Origin of the sequence: Megamonas hypermegale (genome assembly GCF_900187035.1) — a bacterium.
Classification (GTDB): Bacteria; Bacillota; Negativicutes; order Selenomonadales; family Selenomonadaceae; genus Megamonas; species Megamonas hypermegale.
Map to the genome: position 1 here is coordinate 99,462 of NZ_LT906446.1, position 20,046 is coordinate 119,507.

At 34.0% G+C, this 20,046-nt stretch carries 21 protein-coding genes, 1 other RNA gene and 1 riboswitch; of the genes, 14 read left to right on the plus strand and 8 right to left on the minus strand.

Features of this window, described 5'->3' with window-relative positions; translation table 11 throughout:
- The first annotated feature begins 33 nt into the window (after positions 1–33).
- From pstC to CKV65_RS00515, 10 genes are all read left to right on the plus strand, one after another.
- Complete coding sequence (gene pstC, locus CKV65_RS00470) at positions 34–951, plus strand: phosphate ABC transporter permease subunit PstC (protein ID WP_027890378.1); 918 nt, start codon at positions 34–36, stop codon at positions 949–951.
- On the plus strand, positions 951–1,829 hold the full coding sequence (gene pstA, locus CKV65_RS00475) for a phosphate ABC transporter permease PstA (RefSeq protein ID WP_027890377.1): 879 nt from the start codon (positions 951–953) through the stop codon (positions 1,827–1,829). Before pstC ends, pstA begins: the two co-directional genes overlap by 1 nt.
- Positions 1,830–2,585: a phosphate ABC transporter ATP-binding protein PstB gene (pstB, locus tag CKV65_RS00480; RefSeq protein ID WP_027890376.1), complete on the plus strand. Its 756-nt coding sequence runs from the start codon at positions 1,830–1,832 to the stop codon at positions 2,583–2,585.
- Positions 2,586–2,606: 21 nt separating this feature from the next.
- Positions 2,607–3,254, plus strand: a complete 648-nt coding sequence (gene phoU / locus CKV65_RS00485; protein WP_027890375.1) for a phosphate signaling complex protein PhoU — start codon at positions 2,607–2,609, stop codon at positions 3,252–3,254.
- 167 nt (positions 3,255–3,421) lie between these two features.
- On the plus strand, positions 3,422–4,084 hold the full coding sequence (trhA, locus tag CKV65_RS00490) for a PAQR family membrane homeostasis protein TrhA (protein ID WP_081654861.1): 663 nt from the start codon (positions 3,422–3,424) through the stop codon (positions 4,082–4,084).
- Between the two features lie 247 nt (positions 4,085–4,331).
- Positions 4,332–4,820 (plus strand): hypothetical protein, encoded by a 489-nt coding sequence (locus CKV65_RS00495; RefSeq protein WP_027890373.1) that lies wholly within the window; start codon positions 4,332–4,334, stop codon positions 4,818–4,820.
- A 26-nt stretch (positions 4,821–4,846) separates the two neighbouring features.
- Positions 4,847–5,509, plus strand: a complete 663-nt coding sequence (sdaAB, locus tag CKV65_RS00500; protein ID WP_027890372.1) for an L-serine ammonia-lyase, iron-sulfur-dependent subunit beta — start codon at positions 4,847–4,849, stop codon at positions 5,507–5,509.
- Between the two features lie 32 nt (positions 5,510–5,541).
- Complete coding sequence (gene sdaAA / locus CKV65_RS00505; RefSeq protein WP_331715169.1) at positions 5,542–6,393, plus strand: L-serine ammonia-lyase, iron-sulfur-dependent, subunit alpha; 852 nt, start codon at positions 5,542–5,544, stop codon at positions 6,391–6,393.
- 81 nt (positions 6,394–6,474) lie between these two features.
- Positions 6,475–7,524: a glycosyl hydrolase family 18 protein gene (locus CKV65_RS00510; RefSeq protein ID WP_027890370.1), complete on the plus strand. Its 1,050-nt coding sequence runs from the start codon at positions 6,475–6,477 to the stop codon at positions 7,522–7,524.
- Positions 7,525–7,642: 118 nt separating this feature from the next.
- The gene (locus CKV65_RS00515; protein ID WP_027890369.1) at positions 7,643–8,518 is read left to right on the plus strand and encodes a DMT family transporter; all 876 of its coding nucleotides are present in this window, start codon (positions 7,643–7,645) and stop codon (positions 8,516–8,518) included.
- A 52-nt stretch (positions 8,519–8,570) separates the two neighbouring features.
- Here CKV65_RS00515 and CKV65_RS00520 read toward each other — a convergent pair whose 3' ends face one another.
- The 3 genes from CKV65_RS00520 to ssrA all read right to left on the minus strand — a co-directional run bounded on the left by CKV65_RS00520 (position 8,571) and on the right by ssrA (position 10,396).
- Positions 8,571–9,464, minus strand: coding sequence for an IS3 family transposase (locus tag CKV65_RS00520; protein WP_157738436.1), 894 nt, complete (start codon positions 9,462–9,464; stop codon positions 8,571–8,573).
- Complete coding sequence (locus CKV65_RS00525) at positions 9,419–9,931, minus strand: helix-turn-helix domain-containing protein (protein ID WP_157738437.1); 513 nt, start codon at positions 9,929–9,931, stop codon at positions 9,419–9,421. Before CKV65_RS00525 ends, CKV65_RS00520 begins: the two co-directional genes overlap by 46 nt.
- Positions 9,932–10,046: 115 nt before the next feature.
- Positions 10,047–10,396: a transfer-messenger RNA gene (ssrA, locus tag CKV65_RS00530) on the minus strand.
- 129 nt (positions 10,397–10,525) lie between these two features.
- Here ssrA and CKV65_RS00535 point away from each other — a divergent pair.
- Positions 10,526–10,981, plus strand: coding sequence for a NanQ anomerase/TabA/YiaL family protein (locus CKV65_RS00535; protein ID WP_027889955.1), 456 nt, complete (start codon positions 10,526–10,528; stop codon positions 10,979–10,981).
- Between the two features lie 12 nt (positions 10,982–10,993).
- Positions 10,994–11,890 (plus strand): ROK family protein, encoded by an 897-nt coding sequence (locus CKV65_RS00540; protein WP_027889954.1) that lies wholly within the window; start codon positions 10,994–10,996, stop codon positions 11,888–11,890.
- Positions 11,891–11,947: 57 nt separating this feature from the next.
- Here CKV65_RS00540 and CKV65_RS00545 read toward each other — a convergent pair whose 3' ends face one another.
- Entirely contained in the window at positions 11,948–13,549 is a 1,602-nt protein-coding gene (locus tag CKV65_RS00545; RefSeq protein WP_027889953.1) for a xylulokinase, read from the minus strand.
- A gap of 553 nt (positions 13,550–14,102) precedes the next feature.
- A riboswitch (cobalamin riboswitch) is annotated at positions 14,103–14,298 on the minus strand.
- A 170-nt stretch (positions 14,299–14,468) separates the two neighbouring features.
- Between CKV65_RS00545 and CKV65_RS00550 the strand changes: the two genes are divergently transcribed.
- On the plus strand, positions 14,469–14,780 hold the full coding sequence (locus tag CKV65_RS00550) for a thioredoxin family protein (RefSeq protein WP_027889952.1): 312 nt from the start codon (positions 14,469–14,471) through the stop codon (positions 14,778–14,780).
- 200 nt (positions 14,781–14,980) lie between these two features.
- Positions 14,981–16,180 (plus strand): MFS transporter, encoded by a 1,200-nt coding sequence (locus tag CKV65_RS00555; RefSeq protein ID WP_036254565.1) that lies wholly within the window; start codon positions 14,981–14,983, stop codon positions 16,178–16,180.
- A 53-nt stretch (positions 16,181–16,233) separates the two neighbouring features.
- On the opposite strand, the gene CKV65_RS00560 is transcribed toward CKV65_RS00555, so the two are convergent.
- From CKV65_RS00560 to CKV65_RS00575, 4 genes are all read right to left on the minus strand, one after another.
- On the minus strand, positions 16,234–17,124 hold the full coding sequence (locus tag CKV65_RS00560; protein ID WP_027889950.1) for a radical SAM protein: 891 nt from the start codon (positions 17,122–17,124) through the stop codon (positions 16,234–16,236).
- 20 nt (positions 17,125–17,144) lie between these two features.
- A complete protein-coding gene (locus tag CKV65_RS00565; RefSeq protein ID WP_027889949.1) occupies positions 17,145–18,323 on the minus strand; it encodes an iron-containing alcohol dehydrogenase in 1,179 nt (392 codons plus the stop codon).
- A 20-nt stretch (positions 18,324–18,343) separates the two neighbouring features.
- Positions 18,344–19,000: an HAD family hydrolase gene (locus CKV65_RS00570; protein WP_027889948.1), complete on the minus strand. Its 657-nt coding sequence runs from the start codon at positions 18,998–19,000 to the stop codon at positions 18,344–18,346.
- 88 nt (positions 19,001–19,088) lie between these two features.
- Entirely contained in the window at positions 19,089–19,970 is an 882-nt protein-coding gene (locus tag CKV65_RS00575; protein ID WP_027889947.1) for a LysR family transcriptional regulator, read from the minus strand.
- Positions 19,971–20,046: the final 76 nt, after the last annotated feature.

Sequence of the window (20,046 nt, forward strand, 5' to 3'; positions counted from 1 at the left end):
TTTTATTCGTGAATTTGACGAAAGGGTGTTTTCATGGAAGCGACAAATACAGCAGCATACCGCCAAAATAATATTTGGCGCTGTATCATAACAGCATGTGGCTTGCTGATGATTATCATAACTATCGCTATTGGCGCATTCTTGTGCTATAAAGGGTTAGGAACATTTACGATATATGACCACAGTATTGGTGAATTCTTATTTTCATCTGAATGGAAACCAGCTGATAATGCTACTGGTGGTGGTAGCGTCGGTGCAGCTGTATTTATTTTCGGTTCAATTGTAACTTGTGCTTTAGCACTCGTTATAGCAACGCCATTTTCTTTGGCAAGTGCAATTTTCATGGTCGAAATATCACCGGGACTTGGTCGAAAAATTTTACAGCCAGCTGTTGAAATTTTTGTAGGTATTCCTTCAGTTGTATACGGCTGGATTGGTCTTACAATCTTAGTTCCATTTATCAAAGATTTATTTGATTTACAATTTGGTTTTTCTGTACTAGCAGCAGGTATCGTACTTGCCGTAATGATTTATCCAACAATAACAAGTTTATCTGCTGATGCACTTAGAAGTATTTCTAATTCTTCTCGTCAAGCTTCTTATGGGCTTGGTGCTACTCGCTGGCAGACAATCAGTAAAGTAGTTGTTCCAGCCGCTATTTCTGGTATTATGACTGCAATTGTACTCGGTCTTGCACGTGCTTTTGGTGAAGCACTCGCAGTTGCAATGGTTATTGGTAAAATGAAAGCCTTTCCTGAATCTATTTTATCCCCAACAAGTAACCTTACCGCAGCAATTGCCTCTGATATGGGAGGTGCGATGGAAGGTAGCGAATATAATTTAGCGTTATGGTCCATGGCACTGCTCCTATTTATAGTTTCTTTGTTATTTATCTTCGTTATCCATTATATTTCAGCTAAATCGGCTGAAGCTCAAGGAGGTAAAAAATAATGACAACAGTACAAAGAGCCAAGATGATGGATAAATTTATGACCGGCGTATTTTATGTTGTTGCTGGTTTCTTCCTCCTATTATTATTGGCATTTACTTTATACGTATTGATACAGGGTTTTGGTAATTTTACGCCAGATATGTTTTCTTTCTCGCGTAATGGTATAGGTAATCTGTTCTTCAACACAATATATTTAGTATTTTTATCTTTATTGATAAGCGTTCCACTTGGCGTTGCAGCTGGTACATATATGGCAGAATATGCTAAACCAGGTAAAGTTACTAAATCAATCCGCATGTGTATTGAAACATTGTCTTCTCTTCCATCTATCGTAGTTGGTTTGTTTGGTTATCTCGTATTTATCGTAATGACTCATTCTCAATGGAATTTATTTGCTGGTGCTCTTGCAGTTTCTATCTTGAGTTTACCTCTCATCACGACTGTAACAGAAGATGCTTTAAAATCTTTGCCACCAGGATATAAAAGTGGTAGCTTGGGCATGGGAGCAACACTTTGGCAGACAATTTACCATGTAATGCTTCCAGCTTGTATGCCACGCATAATGACAGGCGTTATCTTAGCTGCTGGTCGTGGCTTCGGTGAAGCGGCAGCACTTTTGTACACAGCTGGTATGAGTACAGATATCGTTTGGACAAACTGGAATATTTTTTCACCGACATGCCCACTCAATCCATTTAGACCGGGTGAAACTTTAGCACTTAATATTTGGGCATCGCGTACAGAAGCGTTAGCTCCTAATGCAGCAGATATTGCTAATTTATCTTCAGCTATTTTGATGGTTATGGTATTTGCTTTTAGTTTAGGTGCTCGTTATTTGAGTAGTTATCTGGATAAAAAAGCAGGAGGAAAAAAATAAATGACTGATTTTAAATTTGATGTAGAAAGCTTGGATTTGTATTATGGCAGTTTCAAAGCTTTAAAAGATATTAATATACAGATTAAAAAGAATGAGATTACAGCTTTAATCGGCCCTTCCGGTTGTGGTAAATCTACTTTCTTAAAAACTTTAAATCGCATGAATGACCTCGTTGAAGGTTGTAAAGTTGAAGGCACTATTAAACTTGATGGGCAGGATATATACAATGAACTTGACCCTATTACTTTGCGTCGCCGTGTAGGTATGGTATTCCAACAGCCAAATCCATTTCCAAAAAGCATTTATGATAATGTAGCTTATGGTCCAAGAATTCATGGCATAAGCAAGAAAAGTAAACTTGATGAAATTGTAGAACGCAGTTTGCGCCAAGCAGCTATTTGGGACGAACTCAAAGACCGCTTAAATAAATCTGCTCTTGGTCTTTCTGGTGGTCAACAGCAACGTTTATGTATCGCTAGAACTCTTGCAGTACAGCCAGATGTAATCTTAATGGACGAACCGACATCAGCACTTGACCCTATTTCTACAGGAAAAATTGAAGATTTAGCATTGGAATTAAAAAAAGATTATACAATTGTAATCGTAACACACAATATGCAGCAAGCCAGCCGTATTTCAGATAAAACAGCATTTTTCTTGCTCGGGGATTTAATTGAATTTGGCGATACAAAAGAATTATTTGCTAATCCTAAAAATCCAAAAACAGAAGAATATATTACAGGTCGATTTGGCTGATATAGTGGAGGTATTTTATAAATGGCAATAAGAGTCAATTACACAAATGAACTTAATAGTCTTGTAAATGATGTGCGAGTTGTAGGTGCACAGCTTGAAGAAACATTCAATAAGGTTATTAAAAATTTAGATGATAAAGATGTAGCTTTAGCAAAGTCAATCAGAAAAGATGATAAAATCTTCAATGAAAAAGAACACAATATCATGCAAAAATGTTTGACTTTGGTATTAACTCAAGCTCCAGTTGCAACAGATTGGCGTGAAATTGCTTCCATCATGGAAATGATTATAGACATTGAACGCATCGCCGACCACTGTAGTGATATTTCTAAATATACAGCTGTTTTATCAGAACTTGAAGATGTTGAAATCCCAGATTATTTTGCTTCTATGATTGAAGCAACACGTGATATGCTCAAAGATTGTTTAGCTTGCTTTAGTGAAAATAATGCTGATTTAGCTAAAAAAATCATAGAAAGAGATGAAGTAGTAGATAAATACTTCTCACGTTATCGTAAAGATACGATAGAATTGATAAAAGAAAATCCTGATAATGCAGAACAGTATATTGATTATCTATTGATTGCAAAATATATAGAACGCATCGCAGACCATACAACAAATATTGCTGAATGGGTTATCTATATAGCTAAGAATGAATTAAAATAAAAAATATCGTACGATATGAAGAAGGAATATAGGCAAAAAGCGTGTATTCCTTCTTTTTTTAGATAAAAACCTATTAATTTAATATAAAAATAATAGTTATTAATGAGTTTTAATTGTGATATAATGTATGTGAAAAATTGAGTTCAAAATAGAAAGGATTGAGATTTATGAACGAAACTTATGTTTATAAACCTACAAAGAAGATAGAAGAAATACTCAATGCTGTTACACATGGAATAGGTACAATCTTAGCCGTAATAGGGCTTATAGCTATGCTTTTTTATGGCTATGATAAAGGCGCATTGCATATGACAAGTATAATTGTCTACGGCGTTTCGATGATTTTACTCTATCTTGCGTCGACACTGTATCATAGTTTTAGTTTTTGCAGTCAAAAGGTGCAATCGGTATTTAAATGTATTGACCATTCTGCAATTTACTTATTGATTGCTGGAAACTATACACCTTTTGCCTTGATTGCACTTTATGGCACTTTGGGCTGGGCTGTGTTTGGCATAGTATGGGGACTTGCGATTGCTGGCGTTGTCTTTCAGATATTCTTCTACAATCGTTTTCGTGTTATAGGTACGATTTGTTATCTGGTGATGGGCTGGCTTGCAGTGACAATTGTAAAACCACTGCTTGATACATTATCGGTGGAAGCTATTTGGTGGCTTGTAATCGGCGGTGTATTTTATAGTATTGGCGCTATATTTTATTTAGTGCGCAAAATACCGTACAATCACGTTATCTGGCATGTATTCGTAATCTTGGGCAGTGTGGCACATTTTATAACAATTTTTTGCTATGTATTGCCACTAGAATTATAATGAATAAAATTTTATTAAGACCTTGGGATTAATTTCCTAAGGTCTTTGCATTTTAATAATAGAAATAGTATTTTCATGATTAAAACTTGATGTTTTGTCATAATATCAATTAATTTATTTTATTTATTAGATATGATAAGATTTTTATAAAATATTTTTTAGTAAATTATTGATAAAATTTTTTAAAGGAAAAATCAGGAAATAAAGCTAATATAATAGTAGTGAATACTTTTAAGGAGGGATAATTATGTCAGAAGAAAAATGGATTATGAATGAGGAAGAAATAGATAGAGAAGTTGAGTCCTTATGCCGTTGGGCAGCAGGTCGTGCGGGTGTAATTGTAGTTGCTCCAGTAGTGGGACAGATTGCTTTAGCTGCAAATGAAGTTTATTTAATTAAGCGTATTGCTAATTTATATGGTAAAAATTTTGATGAAGCAGCGAGTTGTGCATTCATAAGTGCTTTAGGTGGCACATTTGTAGGCCAAAGTTTAGCAACGCTCATACCATTTCCACCACTTCAAATTCCAATTGGCATGGGTGTAACGTATGCAGTAGGTAAAGCAGCAAATGCTTGGATAAAAGATGGTATGCCAGATTTAGATGATTTTACAGATAAATATAAGGATATTTTTCAAAAAGCAAAAGATGATGCAAAATCAATGGTAGATATATTTAAGAAAGAACCGAATAAAGATAAGCCACTAGGTGATGAAAATAAGGATTTTAAATTTTAAAATAAGTGTAGAGAGGATTTTATTTTATGCGCAGTGCATTTGACATTATTGGACCGATTATGATAGGACCCTCTAGTTCACATACAGCAGGAGCTGTAAGACTAGGGCTTATGGCAAAAGAAATTTTAGTAGAACCTGTAAAATCTGTAGAAATAAAATTGCATGGCTCTTTTGCTCAAACGTATAAGGGCCATGGTACAGATAGAGCTTTAATTGCGGGTATTATGGGTTTTAAACCAGATGATGAAAGAATTAGAGATGCGTTACAGATTGCGACAGAAAATAATATAAAATACAGTTTTGAAAAAGTTAATTTAGATGATGTGCATCCTAATACAGCTATTATAAAATTAACGGGAATATCTGGTCATGTTGTCAGCGTGCAAGGCGCTTCTATTGGCGGGGGAAATATTGTTATTTCATATATAAATGATTTTGAGGTAAATTTAAGTGGAAAATATCCATCACTCATTGTAGTACACAAAGATAGACCAGGTGTAATAAATGGCGTAACAGCGGCTTTAGCATTGTATAATATTAATATTGCTTATATGAAAGTATCGCGCAAAGAACGTGGTGCACAAGCACTTATGAATATTGAAGTGGATAATGCTGTTCCTGATGAAGCGATTGGTGTTTGTTCTACCCTTCCTGATGTAGAAAAAGTTTTACGAATTGATGCTATTTAATTGGAGTTGAAGAAATGATAAATTTTTCCTGTATGAAGGATTTAGTTGATTTAGTAAAAACAGAGCAAAAATCTATTGCTGAAATAATTGTTGAATATGAAGCACAACACAGTCAAAAATCCATTGAAGAAGTCAATAAAAGTATGAGTGAAATTTGGCAAGTAATGAAAGAGTCTGCTTTTAATGGCGTCAATAATACGAAAAAATCTGTCAGTGGAATGGTTGGCGGTGATGCCAAAAAATTATTTATGTATGAACATGGATATTGTGGTGATTTTGTAAAAGATGCAGCTTCATATGCTGTAGCAGTAGCTGAAACGAATGCAGTAATGGGGAAAATCGCCGCTTGTCCGACAGCAGGTTCATGCGGTATAGTACCGGGTGTATTGCTTGCGGCACAAAAGTATTATAAACATACAGATGAAAGAATTTGTCAAAGTTTATTTACTGCAACAGGTATTGGCATGGTAATTGAAAATAATGCTGTGATTGCCGGCGCGCAAGGTGGCTGTCAAGCTGAATGTGGTTCAGCGGCGGGAATGGCGGCTGGTGCACTTGTTGATTTAGCTGGCGGTGATGCTGAGCAGATTGGAAATGCGGTAGCACTTGCTATAAAAAATTTATTGGGACTAGCTTGTGACCCCGTAGCTGGACTTGTTGAAGTTCCATGTGTTAAACGCAATGGCTTTGCAGCAACAGTTGCAATTTTAGCGGCGGATATGTCTCTTTCAGGTATAAAATCTGTAATTCCTGTAGATGAAGTCATCGACGCTATGTATCGTATCGGTAAAATGATGCCAGAAGCTATTAGGGAAACGGCGCAAGGGGGACTGGCTACGACATGTACTGGTCTTGCATTAAGAAAAAAGATATATGATGAATGATAAAATAGGCACTTTCTTTTTTTAGAAAGTGCCTAAAATAAATTGTAGATACATAATATTATTATATGAAGGAAAGCGATTATGATAAAAAAATTTTTATTGATGTGCATTTGCTTTATGATGTGTTTAGCAAATTTTTCAGTTGGTTTTTGTGCTAGTAAAAATTCAGATACGAATAGAAAAATAAATCTTGTTTGGCAACCTGTACTAGATGATGAAAATGATTTATCACAGATTAAAAAATTATCAGGGGTGAATATCGTATCCCCCTCATGGTTTGTGATAGAGAGAGCCGATGGACATATAAAGGATAATGGCGATTTTTTATATGCGCGTGATGTAAAAAAGAAAAATTATAAGATTTGGCCTTTGATAACGAACGATTTCAATGCGGAAATGACGCATAAATGGCTCAATGATAAAAAAGCGAGAGCATATATAATTAGACAGCTTGTTTTTTATGCACAGCGATACCCGATTGATGGCTATAATTTCGATTTTGAAAATATTTATGATAAAGATAGAGAGGCTTTATCTTCTTTTATAGAAGAAGCTACAAGTGCACTTCATAAAGAAGGAATATTCGTTTCCATGGATATAACAGTAGCTTCAAATACACCGAATTGGTCAAGTTGCTATGACCGAGAAGTGCTGGGAAAAACGGTGGATTATCTCGTTTTAATGGCATATGATGAACACGGTAGATTATCTAAAACAGCAGGTTCAGTAGCTTCAATCGGTTGGGTAGAAAATGGTGTAAAAAATTTATTAGAGAAAGTGCCACCAGAAAAAATAATACTAGGTATACCGCTTTATATGCGTTTATGGGAACAAAGTGATGATGGAAAAGTATCAGCTTCAACGCTTAATATGATGCAGGCAAATAATTTAAAGAAAGAAAAAAATGTAAAAACCATATGGCTTCCAACACTTGGACAGAATTATTTTTCGTATAGAGAAAATGGCAAGACGTATCATGTTTGGCAAGAGGATAAAAAATCTTTGCAATTAAAAGTAGCATTGGTAAATAAATACAAATTAGCGGGCGTGGCTTCGTGGCGTAAAGGCTTTGAAACAAAAGATATTTGGCCGATGATAGACAAAGAATTAAAAAAGAAATATAATGATTGAGCATTAGCTTGATGATAATATTTTTTATACGTATTGATTTAGTGCAATATGAATAATTTTATGTATTTGTATTGCACTAATTAGATTAATTATAATAGAAAGGAAGATGAATTTTTTTATGCCAAAAAGACTGTTAGGTGGCATATTTTTGACATTAGCAGCTAGTATTTGGGGCGGAATGTTTGTATCTGTAAAAATTGCTGTACAATATATACCACCTATTCCACTTGTTTGGATGCGATACATAATAGCTTTTATTGTTCTTTTAGGAGTCATTATTTATCAGCGAGAAAATTTAAAAATAGCGCGTAAAGATATTTTACTTTTACTTAGCATTGGTGTTATCGGGCATACTATTTCGATAGTAACTCAAGAGTACGGGACGATGTTTTCTTCAGCACAGATGGGGTCTGTGATAACATCAGCGACACCAGCTTTCATGCTCATCTTTGCTACATGGATATTAAAAGAAAAGATGACAGTACGCAAAATTTTATCAATAATTTTAGCAACAGTAGGTGTACTTTTAATCGCAGGTTTAGATGGCATGGACATGAGTAAACAATTAGGTGCACTATGTTCTACAATTGCAGCACTTACTTGGGCATTGATGTCTGTAATGTTGAAATTGATACCGAGCAGATATTCTCCAATACAGATAAATTTTTATGCAGTACTCACTGCTATCATCTGTTTAACACCAGTTAATTTGCCCAATGTCAGCAGTTTGCCTTGGGATAAAATACTACAACCAGATATAATTGGCTGTGTTGTATATATGGGTGCGATTTCTACAGCGATTGCTTTTTTATTATGGAATAAAGGTTTGCTTTTAATGGAAGCCGGTGCAAGTGGATTGTTCTTCTTCTTTCAGCCAGTTGTAGGTACTTTTTTAGGTTGGCTTATTTTAGACGAACAGATAACATGGAATTTTTGGATTGGCAGTATGTTGATTTTTATTGGCGTATTTTTAGTTACAGTTAAAAATGAATAAAGAATAAAAGAGTAGGCTATTTGATATGCACCCAAAATATTGGACATATTAATTAAGCTATTAATTGAGACTTAGTTCTGTATTCTACGGGACTAAGTCCTTTTAGTTTTATCTTTATCCGTTTTGTATTATAATATTTTATATAAGATTTTAACTCTTTTATAAAATCTTCAACGGATTTAAATTTTTTTAAATAGAATAATTCGCTTTTTAGCAAACCAAAGAAATTTTCTATTACGGCATTATCTGAGCAATTTCCTTTTCGGCTCATGCTTTGGATAATGCCTTTTTCTTTTAATAACTCCTGATATCTTCTATTCTGATACTGCCATCCTTGGTCTGAATGTAGAATTATTCCTTTTGTTTCTTTTATCTTTCTTGTTGCATCTTTTACCATATCTAATACTTGCTTTAGTATTGGTCTTTTCGATATTTTATAACTTATTATTTCTCCGTTATATAAATCTATTATTGGTGATAAATATATTTTTTCATTGCATAATGCAAATTCTGTTACATCTGTTGCCCATTTTTCGTTTGGTTTTTCTGCTTTGAAATTTCTATTTAATATATTTTTGGCTATTTTCCCTTCTTGCCCTCTATATGATTTATATTTCTTTGCTCTTACTTTGCATGTTAAATTTTCTTCTTTCATTAATCTCATAACTACTTTATGATTGACTTTTATTCCTTGTTTATGCAGCTGCAAAGTTACTCTTCTATATCCATATCTTCCATGATTTTTATTACAGATATTATAAATTAATGTTTTTAATCCTTTATATTTGTCTTCTTTTGATAATTTTTTTAATGCATCATAATATGTGCTTTTAGCTAATTTTGTATAGTTTAATAGGGCTTTTAGAGTATATTTTTTCCTTAATTTAGCAATTACTAGAACTAGTGTCTTCCTTCCTTTTCCCATTGCTTCATTAAGGCATGCCACTTTTTTAATAGGTCATTTTCCATCCTTAATTGATAAACTTTTTGTTCTAATTTTTCAACATAAGAAAGTTCTTTTTTAGGTTTGTTAACTTTGTTTTTAGATTTAGATTTTTTCATAGATGGTCTACCTCGTTTCTTAGAAACTAAGCCAGAAAATCCATAAGAGCTATACAATTTTTCCCATGTAGAAATTGTACCAGTATTAGGAATGGAAAATTTGGCTGTTGTTTGATTTAATGATAAATGATGTAGCCATTTATATTCAATAACTTTTTGCTTAAAGATAGGAGTATATTTACGATTTTTATGAAGAAGTTGTGAAATGCCACCATTTTCATAATGAAATATCCATCTGCGAAGAGGAGCTGTATTTGGCATGTTTAGAATTTTAGCTACATGATAAATAGAATCTCCTTTTAAAACCATTTTAATTGCTTTAACTTTAAATTCATTTGAGTATTTAGTCATAAAAAAACTGCACCACCAAAAGTTGTTTTTTTGTCCAACTTTTGGGGTGCAGTTCATTTGCCTACTCTTTTTTATATCCGATATAAGTTAATCATGATTAACCATTTATTGCTTTTGGTGGAGATGAGGAGAATCGAACTCCTGTCCGAAAGTACTGCTACACAGCTTTCTCCGAGCGCAGTCCATATATTAAATTCGAAAACTGTCGCCTATAGACAGGCTACAATTTTTATATCTCGATGAAATTCCCTTAAAATCTCCGAGAATTGATTATAAGGTATCCCGCTGTTGGCCTCTTTTTCGCTCACGCGGGAAAAGAACGAAAAGAGGTTAGCATTAAGCTGCTAAAGCGTATTCTTTGTTAGCTTTTATATTTAAATAAAAGTTTCACCTTACTAACGGGTTGATGACCCCCCGGCTCGCTTACCATGCACCAACTACTCCCGTCGAAACCATTGCATCCCCGAGAGAGTTAATATATTATAGCATAAATTTTATATAAAATCAATGTGATTTTGATTTTTTGACTAATTATAGTATACCATATTATTTATGATATTATGATATAATGAAACAAAAAAGGAGTTGATTTTGATGATTTTTGGCAATTTAAATCAAGTGCAAAGATATGCGTTCTTACCAGAAAAAGTAAAAGCATTCTTTAAGTATGTACAAGAACATGATTTATTGAGCTATGAAGAAGGTTCATATAAGATAAATGGTGATGAATTTTTTGTCAATGTGAATGAATACGATACAGTATTGCGTGAAGACCGTTTTTGGGAAGCACATAAAAAATATATAGATGTGCATGTAATGCTTAAAGGACAAGAATTTATAGATGTGAACTTTATCGATAATATGCAGCTTGGAGAATACAAGGCGGATAATGATTTCCAGGCATTAGATGGAGATTATAAAGCAAGCGTGAAATTAAATCCAGGCGATTTTCTAATCTGTTATCCAGAAGATGCACATCGTACAGGTGTCATAGCAGATGAAGCTTGTCATTTGAAAAAAGCTATTTTTAAAATTAAAGTGGAAGATTAATGGAGCTTATTTATGGATAAGGAACATTATATTTGTATAGATATCGGTGGTACTGCTATAAAATACGGTTTGGCTGATGAAAATGGCAATTTCATTGAAAAAAATTCTATGCCAACTGAAGCAAAATTGTATGGCGGACCGGGTATTGTAGAAAAAGTTAAGAATATAATCCGAAAATATATCAAAGCTGAAAATATTGGTGGTGTAGGTATATCTACTTCAGGCATTGTTGATGCAAAATCTGGGCTTGTGGTCTATGTCATGCCGGAAGCAATACCAGATTACAGCAATACGCCACTTAAAACTATTGTAGAAAATGAATTTAATATAAAATGCAGTGTAGAAAATGATGTAAATTGTGCGGCACTTGGTGAAATGTGGCTAGGTGCAGGCAAAGGGAAATCTTCTCTTTTTTGTATGACGATAGGCACAAGTATTGGCGGTTGTGCTGTTTATGGGGGAAGAGTAATCCACGGTGTTAGCAATAGTGCAGGTGAGATTGCTTATATGAAAATTCCTGGTGGCACAATGCATGAATTAGTTTCTACAACGCGTCTTGTAAAAGATGTAGCAAAGGTAAAATCAATGAATGAAACAGATTTAAACGGTGAAAAAATCTTTGCATGGGCTAAAGCAGGCGATGAAGTATCGCAAAAGGCAATAGAAGATTTAATGAACCATTTAGCCGATGGCATTGTAAATATCGCTGCTGTGTTAAATCCGCAAATGGTGATTTTGGGCGGTGGCATAATGGCACAGGGCGAATATTTAAGACCAATTATTAATGAAGCTTTGAAAATGCGATTAGCAAAAAATGTCTATGAAAGTACGCAGATTGAATTTGCAAAATTAAAAAATGATGCTGGCATGACTGGTGCTTTATATAATTTATTATCGCAAATAAAATAAGAAAATCCCTTTTAAGTTTATGATGCTTAAAAGGGATTTTTTAGCTTAAATCTTAAATTATTTTAAATTTTCTACAGCACTGCGTTCAATAGCAAGACCGTTGCGATATCTTTCCATGAAAGCTTCAAAGCCGTCAATGTCTTCTTTTGTTGGTGCGATAGTTTCAGATACAGCATCTTTGAATACTTTTTGGCTTAAATATTCATCAAGTGTCATATCTTCTTTATTGTTCATATAATCTGCAAGGAGGGCAATACCCCAAGCGCCACCTTCGCCAGCTGTTTCCATTACAGTTACAGGTGCGCCGATAGCAGCAGCCATGATAGTTTGACCTACGCCTTTAGTTTTGAATAAACCGCCATGACCTAAAATCTGTTCGATTTTAACATTTTCCTGTTTTGTGAGGATATCAAGACCAGTTTTCATAGCGCCGAGAGCAGTGGATAAGTGAACGCGGATGAAGTTAGCAAGATTGAATTTGCTGTCTGGTTTGCGAACGAATAAAGGTCTGCCTTCTGTAAAGCCTGTGATGTGTTCGCCAGAATGATAGCAATAAGCCAAAAGTCCGCCACAATCAGCATCGCCTTCAAGTGCTTTGTTATACAATGTAGAGAATAAATGGTTAGCATCAACTTCTACGCCAAAGCTTGCTAAGCATTCATGGAAGAGGCTAATCCAGCTATTGAGGTCAGTTGTGCAGTTATTGGAATGAGCCATAGCTACTAAATCGCCAGATGGAGTTGTTACCATGTCGAGCTGTTCATACACTTTAGATAAATCGTGTTCTAAGACAATCATAGCAAATACAGAAGTACCAGCGGAAACGTTACCAGTTTTCTTCATAACAGTATTTGTAGCTACCATGCCTGTGCCAGCATCGCCTTCTGGTGGGCACATTGGGCAACCAGCTTCAAGAGTGCTAGATGGGTCTAAGATTTTAGCGCCTTCTTCAGTTAAATAACCTGCATTTTCACCAGCAATGAGAACTTTTGGTAAAATGTCTTTGATTTTCCAATCAAAATGTTTATCTGCAATATGAGCATCAAAATCTGCCATCATTTTTTCATTGTAATCTTTTTTAGCGATATCGATAGGGAACATACCGGAAGCATCACCAATACCGAGAACTTTTTGACCGGATAATTTCCAATGAACAAAACCAGCTAAAGTTGTGAAGAATTTGATTTTATTAACGTGTTCTTCGTTGTTTAAGATTGCTTGATATAAATGAGCAATGCTAAATCTTTGTGGAACATTGTAATTGAATAATTTAATGAGTTCATGAGATGCTTGACCTGTGATATTGTTGCGCCAAGTGCGGAATGGAACGAGCAAATTGTCATCTTTATCAAAAGCAAGATAACCGTGCATCATAGCACTAAAACCGATACCAGCAAGTTTTTTTAGAGTAACGCCGTATTTTTTCTGAACTTCTTCTACAAGGTTTTTATAGCAGCCTTGTAAGCCCTGCCAAATTTCAGCTTCGCTATAAGTCCAGATACCGTCAATTAAACTGTTTTCCCAATCATAAGCGCCTACAGCAATTGGTTCATGGCTTTTATCGATGAGTACGGCTTTTATACGAGTGGAACCGAATTCAATACCGAGTGTTGTCAAGCCGTTTTGTATACTCGCGATGATATTTTCTTTTGTTTGCATATCTATTTCCTCCATGAAATTTATATTTTTGATGTCGAAAGTTGTATGATAAATATTTGTTGATAATATTATACATCATATAAATAACTATTGCAATTTTTTTGATAATTAATTTAAATTATTTTTGTAAAAATTTTTTATAAATATTAGTTGCTTATAATACGAGAAATAACTTGATAAAATTCATTATGATAGTTTTTATGCTAAATAGTGTTTATTTTACTATTGTTGTTATACGCATTAGAAATTGTATGATAACTAGAATGGATAATAAGTGATTGTATTTGGAAAGATTAGATAATAGTAGTTTATGAAGATATAAAAAAAGCGTGCCGATTAAGGCACGCCAGACGCATAATACAATAAACACAATAAAATAGTTTGGAAATGAGCAATGAATACTTTATATTTGCTGAAGATATAAAGTAAAAACGATAAAACAAAACCCCTTTTCGCTTTGAAAAGAGGTGAATAGACGCATTATAAAATCAAAAATGATTTTTGTCTAATCCCCTTCCCATCGCTCGCAGGTACGGCAATCTTTCGATTGCTCACGGTGATTGTTAATCAGGCAGTTCTCCTGACTCGAGTTCATTGTCCTGTTCAAGCCTTCCCAGAAAAAATTTTCCAGTGACATGATTTTGAACAGTCTCCCTCATACAGTGGCGGGACCGTTTCAGCTTTACATTTTGTATGTGTACTGAATTCCCTATTAAGTCCAAATGGACACCTGATTCGTTAAACTATAAAGTTCTCCTTCATAATATCACTAACATTGATATCTGTCAATTTAGATATGATTTAAATATTTTTTAGGTTTTGTGATGTAGTCACAGAAACGATATATAAAAAAGTCTATAATAAAGTCAACAAAAGATGATATGAAATGATTTAAATAAATTTTGGGAGGTTTTTTGATATGTTAATTCATGCAGATGCAAATGCTTTTAATAAACTTTTAGAAGGTAAAGGTACTTTTATCGTGGATTTCTTTGCAACATGGTGTGGTCCTTGCAAAATGTTAGGTGCTGTTTTAGAAAAAGTTGCTCCAGAAATTCCATATGATATTTTGAAAATAGATATTGATGAAAATGTAAAATTAGCTGAAGAATATGAAGTAATGGTTGTACCTACTTTATTATTTGTCAAAGATGGTGAAATAATCCATCGCGAATCAGGCTTTTTCTCTAAAGATAAATTTAGAGCATTAGTACAAGCTCATATGCAATAAATTTAATATATATTTCCCCTATACTTCCTTTAAAATAATGATTAGCCAGATACAATTTAGTATTTGGCTATTTTTTTGTATAAGTAAAAGATACTATCAACTTATTTTTTAGATAATATTATATCTATATCATGCACACATCCTTGTGATATATTATTGATATCGTAGTTAACTATATTATTATAAAGGAGCATGATATTTTGACTGGAGAAAAATCATTTACATTACCAGTATTTGCACTCATTTTATTAAGTTTTATTTTAGGAACAAGCGAATTTGTAATTATCGGTATCCTGCCAGATATCGCCGCTGGAATTGACTGTTCTATAGTAATGATAGGTAATTTGATTTCTTTTTTTGCAATAGCGTATGCTATTGGAACGCCACTTGTTACCGCTTGTCTTAGCCAGTATAATCGTTATTATCTTTTAATAGGGTTGACGGCTATTTTTATCTTGAGCAATATAATGTGCGGTTTGGCTGTAAATTACACTATGTTATTGGTATCTCGTATTATAATTGCTATTGTTTCAGGTACAGTATTGGGAATTTCTATGACTTTTCCAAATGAATTAGTAAGTGTGCGCAATCGACCAAAAGTTATAAGCTGGATATTTTCAGGTTTTAGTGTAGCTGCTGTATTTGGTGTACCATTTGGTACTTTTTTAAGTCAGATGATAAATTGGCGCAGTACATTTATCTTTTTAAGTGTATTTAGTTTTATAGTTTTAGTATTGTTATGGCGCAGTTTGCCGAATGTAGAAGCAGGCAAAAAATCAAATTTATTACATCAGTTTGCTTTGTTTAAAAGTCAGCGTATTCAATTAGGCATGGTAGTGCTCGTTTGTAGTTTTGCTGGAACATATACGATGTATACGTATTTAACTCCTATTTTGCAAAATAATTTGCATATCCCAGATATGTATATCAGTCTTGTTTTGAGCTTATTCGGTTTTTGTACGATTATCAGTAATTTAGGTTCAGGTAGATTAGCTGGTATAGGTGGCATAAGAAAATTGCCTATTGTTTACATCGTACAAGGCATAGCATTATTTGCGATACCATTTACGGTTAATGTTGCTTCTGTTGGACTTGTCAATATAATGATTTTAGGCGTTACAATGTATTTGCATAATGCTTCTTTACAGATATTTTTCCTTAATACTGCTTCATTAGAACGACCAGAAGCGTTCACTTTAGCTTCTAGTTTAAATCCAATATCGGCTAATATCGGTATAGCACTTGGTTCAGCTGGTGGTAGTTTAATTGTAATGGTAGCAGATATGCCATATGTAGGCTTTGGCGGAGTAATATTTATGCTCATAGCTTTGTTCGTTAATTTAAAATTATTGCATATCATGGCGGATATTAAAAAAAGACCGCATATTTCACGCAGTTAAAATTGAATAATAAAAAACCAGAATAAACATCATGCTTATTCTGGTTTTTGTTTTTATAAGACATTTTCGCCATTAAAATTTGGTACAAAATCTTTAGTGGCTGTTTTTCCTTGTTGGATATAGCAATTAGTAAAACCTAAATCGCTGGCAAAATCAACGACTTTGTTATATTCAAAAGTTGTCAATTTGCGTTTTAATTTAGGATGAGATAATGCTTTGTACATCGGTGTATATTGGTTCATCAAACTCAAATAAACATCATCGTGATATGTTTCCCAAATGTATTTTACGATTTGCATGCTTTCTTTATACTGCCATGGCAAAATTAAATGGCGGATTATCACACCTTTTTGCATGATATCATCTTTGAAAACAGGTTTTCCTACGAGTTCATACATTTTATCAATAACTTTTTTGGCTACTTCTGGATAATCGGGTGCATTAGAGTATTCTTTAGCTGTTTCGCTATAAAAATATTTAAAATCAGGTAAGAATACATCAATGTAATTGCGTAGAGCTTGGAGCGTTTCAACTTTTTCATAGCCACTGCAATTATAAACGACAGGAATATTAAGACCGTTTTGTTTAGCTATATCGAGAGCTTTAATTATTTGCGGTACGTAATGCGTTGGCGTTACAAGTTCTAAGCAATGAGCTTTACGTTGCTGTTGTTCAAGAAAAATTTCTGCTAATCTTTCGATAGAAACTTTTAAGCCTTTGCCCTCTGTGCTAATTTCATGATTTTGGCAAAAGATACATTTCATACTGCAATGCGAAAAAAATACCGTACCTGCACCATTTTTGCCAGAAAGACAAGGCTCTTCCCATTTATGAAGAGATACGAGTGCCACTTCTACTTCGCTACTGGCATGACAAAAACCGTATTGTTTTGTGCGGTCTGCATGGCAATTGCGTGGGCAGAGTGTACAATTTTGCATATTCATATATAACACCTTATTATTTTTTAATGATTAGCCATTTTGAAAATGGTATATACATCTTCATAATTGAGCGGATTGAATGTACCGATTGCTTTACTGTTGTTATCTGTGCACATATCGGTCAAGTATTTTAGTTCAGTTTCATCTAAGATTTTGCCTGTAAGCTGGCTGATACAGATTGGTAAGCCTAAACGATAGAAAAATTCTTCTAACGTATTTATTGTTTTAATAGCACCGTCTTCGCCTGTTTCAGAGATGTCAAATAAAACTTTGCCTAAATGACAGAAGCGTTCAACATCGTGTTTATATACGTATCTAGCCCAAGATGCCCACATAGTAGTTAAGGAAGCACCATGTGTAGCATCGAATTTAGCGCTCAATTCATGACCGAATTTGTGTACGCTAAAATCTTTAGTGCGACCGAGTCCTGTAATATCATTGTGGGATAAGCTACCGCAGTACATTATTTCACTATGAGATAAATAATCTTGAGGATTTTCTAGCATTTTTGGTGCATAGTAAATTACATCTTTCATTAGACCTTCAGCAATATAATCTGTCATGTAATTATCTTGTTCTTTAGCGAAATATCTTTCTAATGTATGCATTAAGATATCAGCACAACCGCAAGCCTTTTGCACTTTTGGTGCGGTGAAAGTTAGTTCTGGGTTCATGATGGCAAAACGAGGACGATTAAATGGCGTGCTTAAACCGCGTTTTTGTTTTGTCTGTTCATTGGTGAGAACAGAAGAATCACTCGTTTCGCTACCAGCAGCGGCAAGGGTTACGATACTGCCAAATGGTGTAGTTTTTTCTAATTTGACTTTTTTTGTCCAAATATCCCAGATATCGTGTGTTGGGTATTGTAAACCGTGAGCGATGGCTTTTGCTGTATCGATTACAGAGCCACCGCCAATTGCCAATACAAAATCAATATTTTGAGCGAGTGCTTTTTTTACACCATTATTGACAAAAGATACAAGAGGATTTGGTTGTACACCGCCGAGTGTAGAAACAAAAAGACTGGCTTCTTTTAGTTGTGTAATGATTTTATCAAGTAAGCCAGTTCTTTTTATAGAACCACCGCCAAAGACGATTAAAACATTATGACCGTTGTATTTTTTTATTAAATCAGCGGTACAATTTTCGCTATCTTTGCCGAAAATCACTTCAGTGGGGCAATGAAATGTGAATTTTTGCATATATAATTACCTCTTGATAATTAATTTTGTAATTGTAAAATCTTGTTTAAACTTATATCATTTATGGAATCTACTATCATATCAGCTCGGGATAAATCTTGTGGGCCAGAATTTGGATTATCGTAAGCGATACAATATGTGCCCGCGTCTTTTGCGGCAATAATTCCAGCTGTAGCATCTTCGATAACGACACAATCTTGTGGCGGTAAACCGAGTGCTTTAGCTGTTAATGCATAAATTGCTGGATTTGGTTTACTTGCTGGAAGTTCTGCTCCGCTTAAAATATATTTGAAGCAATCGCTTAAACCAAATTTTTTTAATACAGCATTAATTACTTTTCTGTCGGCTGAGGATGCAAGTGCTACTGGAATGTTATTTTCGTGTAGTTCATACAATAAATCCAATATGCCATCAATTGGATATACTGTATTACTGTCTTGAATGTATTCTAAATAAATTTTATGTTTGTAGTCGACCATTTCCTGAACAGAAACAGGCTTAGTTGCAAGATGGACAAAATCGGTAAAAAATGCTTTGGCTGAACGCCCAACATATGCCACACAATCTTCCATACTGCAAGGTATACCGAAATGAGTTAAAGTACGTATTTTCATATCGGCATGAATGGATTCGCTGTCAATAATTACACCGTCCATATCAAAAATAACTGCTTTCATTAAGGAGGTCCTCCAATTAATTTATATTATAAGAAAAACTCTTACAATAAGTAAGCATAGCATTTATAAGCTAAAACAGCAAGTAAGATTATTTTTTACTGAATTTATCGATAACGAAGTTTTGAAAGCGATGAGCTGCAAGAGACATTGGTCTATTAGCATACCAAGCAAGACCAATTTCACGAATACATTTTAAGTTATTAGTAGAGAGAAATTTTATATCCAAATGGTCCATACCTGGAATTTTAGGTACAAGAGAAACACCAAGTCCTGCGGCAACAAGGCTTGCGACAGTTACAATTTCATCACCTTCAAAACGAATTTTTGGATGAATGGAAGCGAGTTCAAATAATTGTTCTGTCTTAGTGCGTAAACCGTAACGTGGTTTTAAAGTGATAAATGGTTCAGAAGCAATTTCTTCTAGGCTTATGATATCTTTTTTTGCTAAAGCATGATTAGTCGGTACTATGATATATAATTCTTCTGTAAGTAAAGGAACCCAAGCAATATCTGACATATTGATGGGAGCACTACATAAACATAAATCGGATTCACCTTTAAATAATTGCTTGGATAATAAAAATGAATGATTTTGACTTAAAGAAAATTGAATTTTAGGGTAGATTTTGCGAAATTCCTTTACTAAATCAGGCACAAGGTAGGCACCAAGTGAATGCATAAATGATAGATTAACGACTCCACTATCTGGTTCAGCCATATTCATAATATCTTGATGAGCAGTTTCTAGTTCTAATAATATTCTTTCAGCATAGGATAAAAAAGTTTGACCGTATTGTGTGAGTGCTACTTTGCGACTGTCACGTGTAAATAATTTTACATTTAAATCTTTTTCCAAACGACCTATGGAACGACTTAGTGCCGGTTGAGAAACATTTAAAGATTTGGCGGCTTTAGTAAAATTTTTAATATGGGCTAAAGCCACAAAATATTCCAATTGATTTAATTCCATGTAAAAAGCTCCTTCAAACTATTGTATATTTCATTTGTGTATATTGTATATTTAAAAAGAATAGTATATTTATTAT

What these genes read in the sequence shown, in the direction of transcription:
- pstC (WP_027890378.1), top strand. Translation starts at nt 34, where the DNA reads ATGGAAGCGACAAATACAGCAGCATACCGCCAAAATAATATTTGGCGC.
- pstA (WP_027890377.1), top strand. Translation starts at nt 951, where the DNA reads ATGACAACAGTACAAAGAGCCAAGATGATGGATAAATTTATGACCGGC.
- pstB (WP_027890376.1), top strand. Translation starts at nt 1,830, where the DNA reads ATGACTGATTTTAAATTTGATGTAGAAAGCTTGGATTTGTATTATGGC.
- phoU (WP_027890375.1), top strand. Translation starts at nt 2,607, where the DNA reads ATGGCAATAAGAGTCAATTACACAAATGAACTTAATAGTCTTGTAAAT.
- trhA (WP_081654861.1), top strand. Translation starts at nt 3,422, where the DNA reads ATGAACGAAACTTATGTTTATAAACCTACAAAGAAGATAGAAGAAATA.
- CKV65_RS00495 (WP_027890373.1), top strand. Translation starts at nt 4,332, where the DNA reads ATGTCAGAAGAAAAATGGATTATGAATGAGGAAGAAATAGATAGAGAA.
- sdaAB (WP_027890372.1), top strand. Translation starts at nt 4,847, where the DNA reads ATGCGCAGTGCATTTGACATTATTGGACCGATTATGATAGGACCCTCT.
- sdaAA (WP_331715169.1), top strand. Translation starts at nt 5,542, where the DNA reads ATGAAGGATTTAGTTGATTTAGTAAAAACAGAGCAAAAATCTATTGCT.
- CKV65_RS00510 (WP_027890370.1), top strand. Translation starts at nt 6,475, where the DNA reads ATGATAAAAAAATTTTTATTGATGTGCATTTGCTTTATGATGTGTTTA.
- CKV65_RS00515 (WP_027890369.1), top strand. Translation starts at nt 7,643, where the DNA reads ATGCCAAAAAGACTGTTAGGTGGCATATTTTTGACATTAGCAGCTAGT.
- CKV65_RS00525 (WP_157738437.1), bottom strand. Translation starts at nt 9,931, where the DNA reads ATGACTAAATACTCAAATGAATTTAAAGTTAAAGCAATTAAAATGGTT.
- CKV65_RS00535 (WP_027889955.1), top strand. Translation starts at nt 10,526, where the DNA reads ATGATTTTTGGCAATTTAAATCAAGTGCAAAGATATGCGTTCTTACCA.
- CKV65_RS00540 (WP_027889954.1), top strand. Translation starts at nt 10,994, where the DNA reads ATGGATAAGGAACATTATATTTGTATAGATATCGGTGGTACTGCTATA.
- CKV65_RS00545 (WP_027889953.1), bottom strand. Translation starts at nt 13,549, where the DNA reads ATGCAAACAAAAGAAAATATCATCGCGAGTATACAAAACGGCTTGACA.
- CKV65_RS00550 (WP_027889952.1), top strand. Translation starts at nt 14,469, where the DNA reads ATGTTAATTCATGCAGATGCAAATGCTTTTAATAAACTTTTAGAAGGT.
- CKV65_RS00560 (WP_027889950.1), bottom strand. Translation starts at nt 17,124, where the DNA reads ATGAATATGCAAAATTGTACACTCTGCCCACGCAATTGCCATGCAGAC.
- CKV65_RS00565 (WP_027889949.1), bottom strand. Translation starts at nt 18,323, where the DNA reads ATGCAAAAATTCACATTTCATTGCCCCACTGAAGTGATTTTCGGCAAA.
- CKV65_RS00570 (WP_027889948.1), bottom strand. Translation starts at nt 19,000, where the DNA reads ATGAAAGCAGTTATTTTTGATATGGACGGTGTAATTATTGACAGCGAA.
- CKV65_RS00575 (WP_027889947.1), bottom strand. Translation starts at nt 19,970, where the DNA reads ATGGAATTAAATCAATTGGAATATTTTGTGGCTTTAGCCCATATTAAA.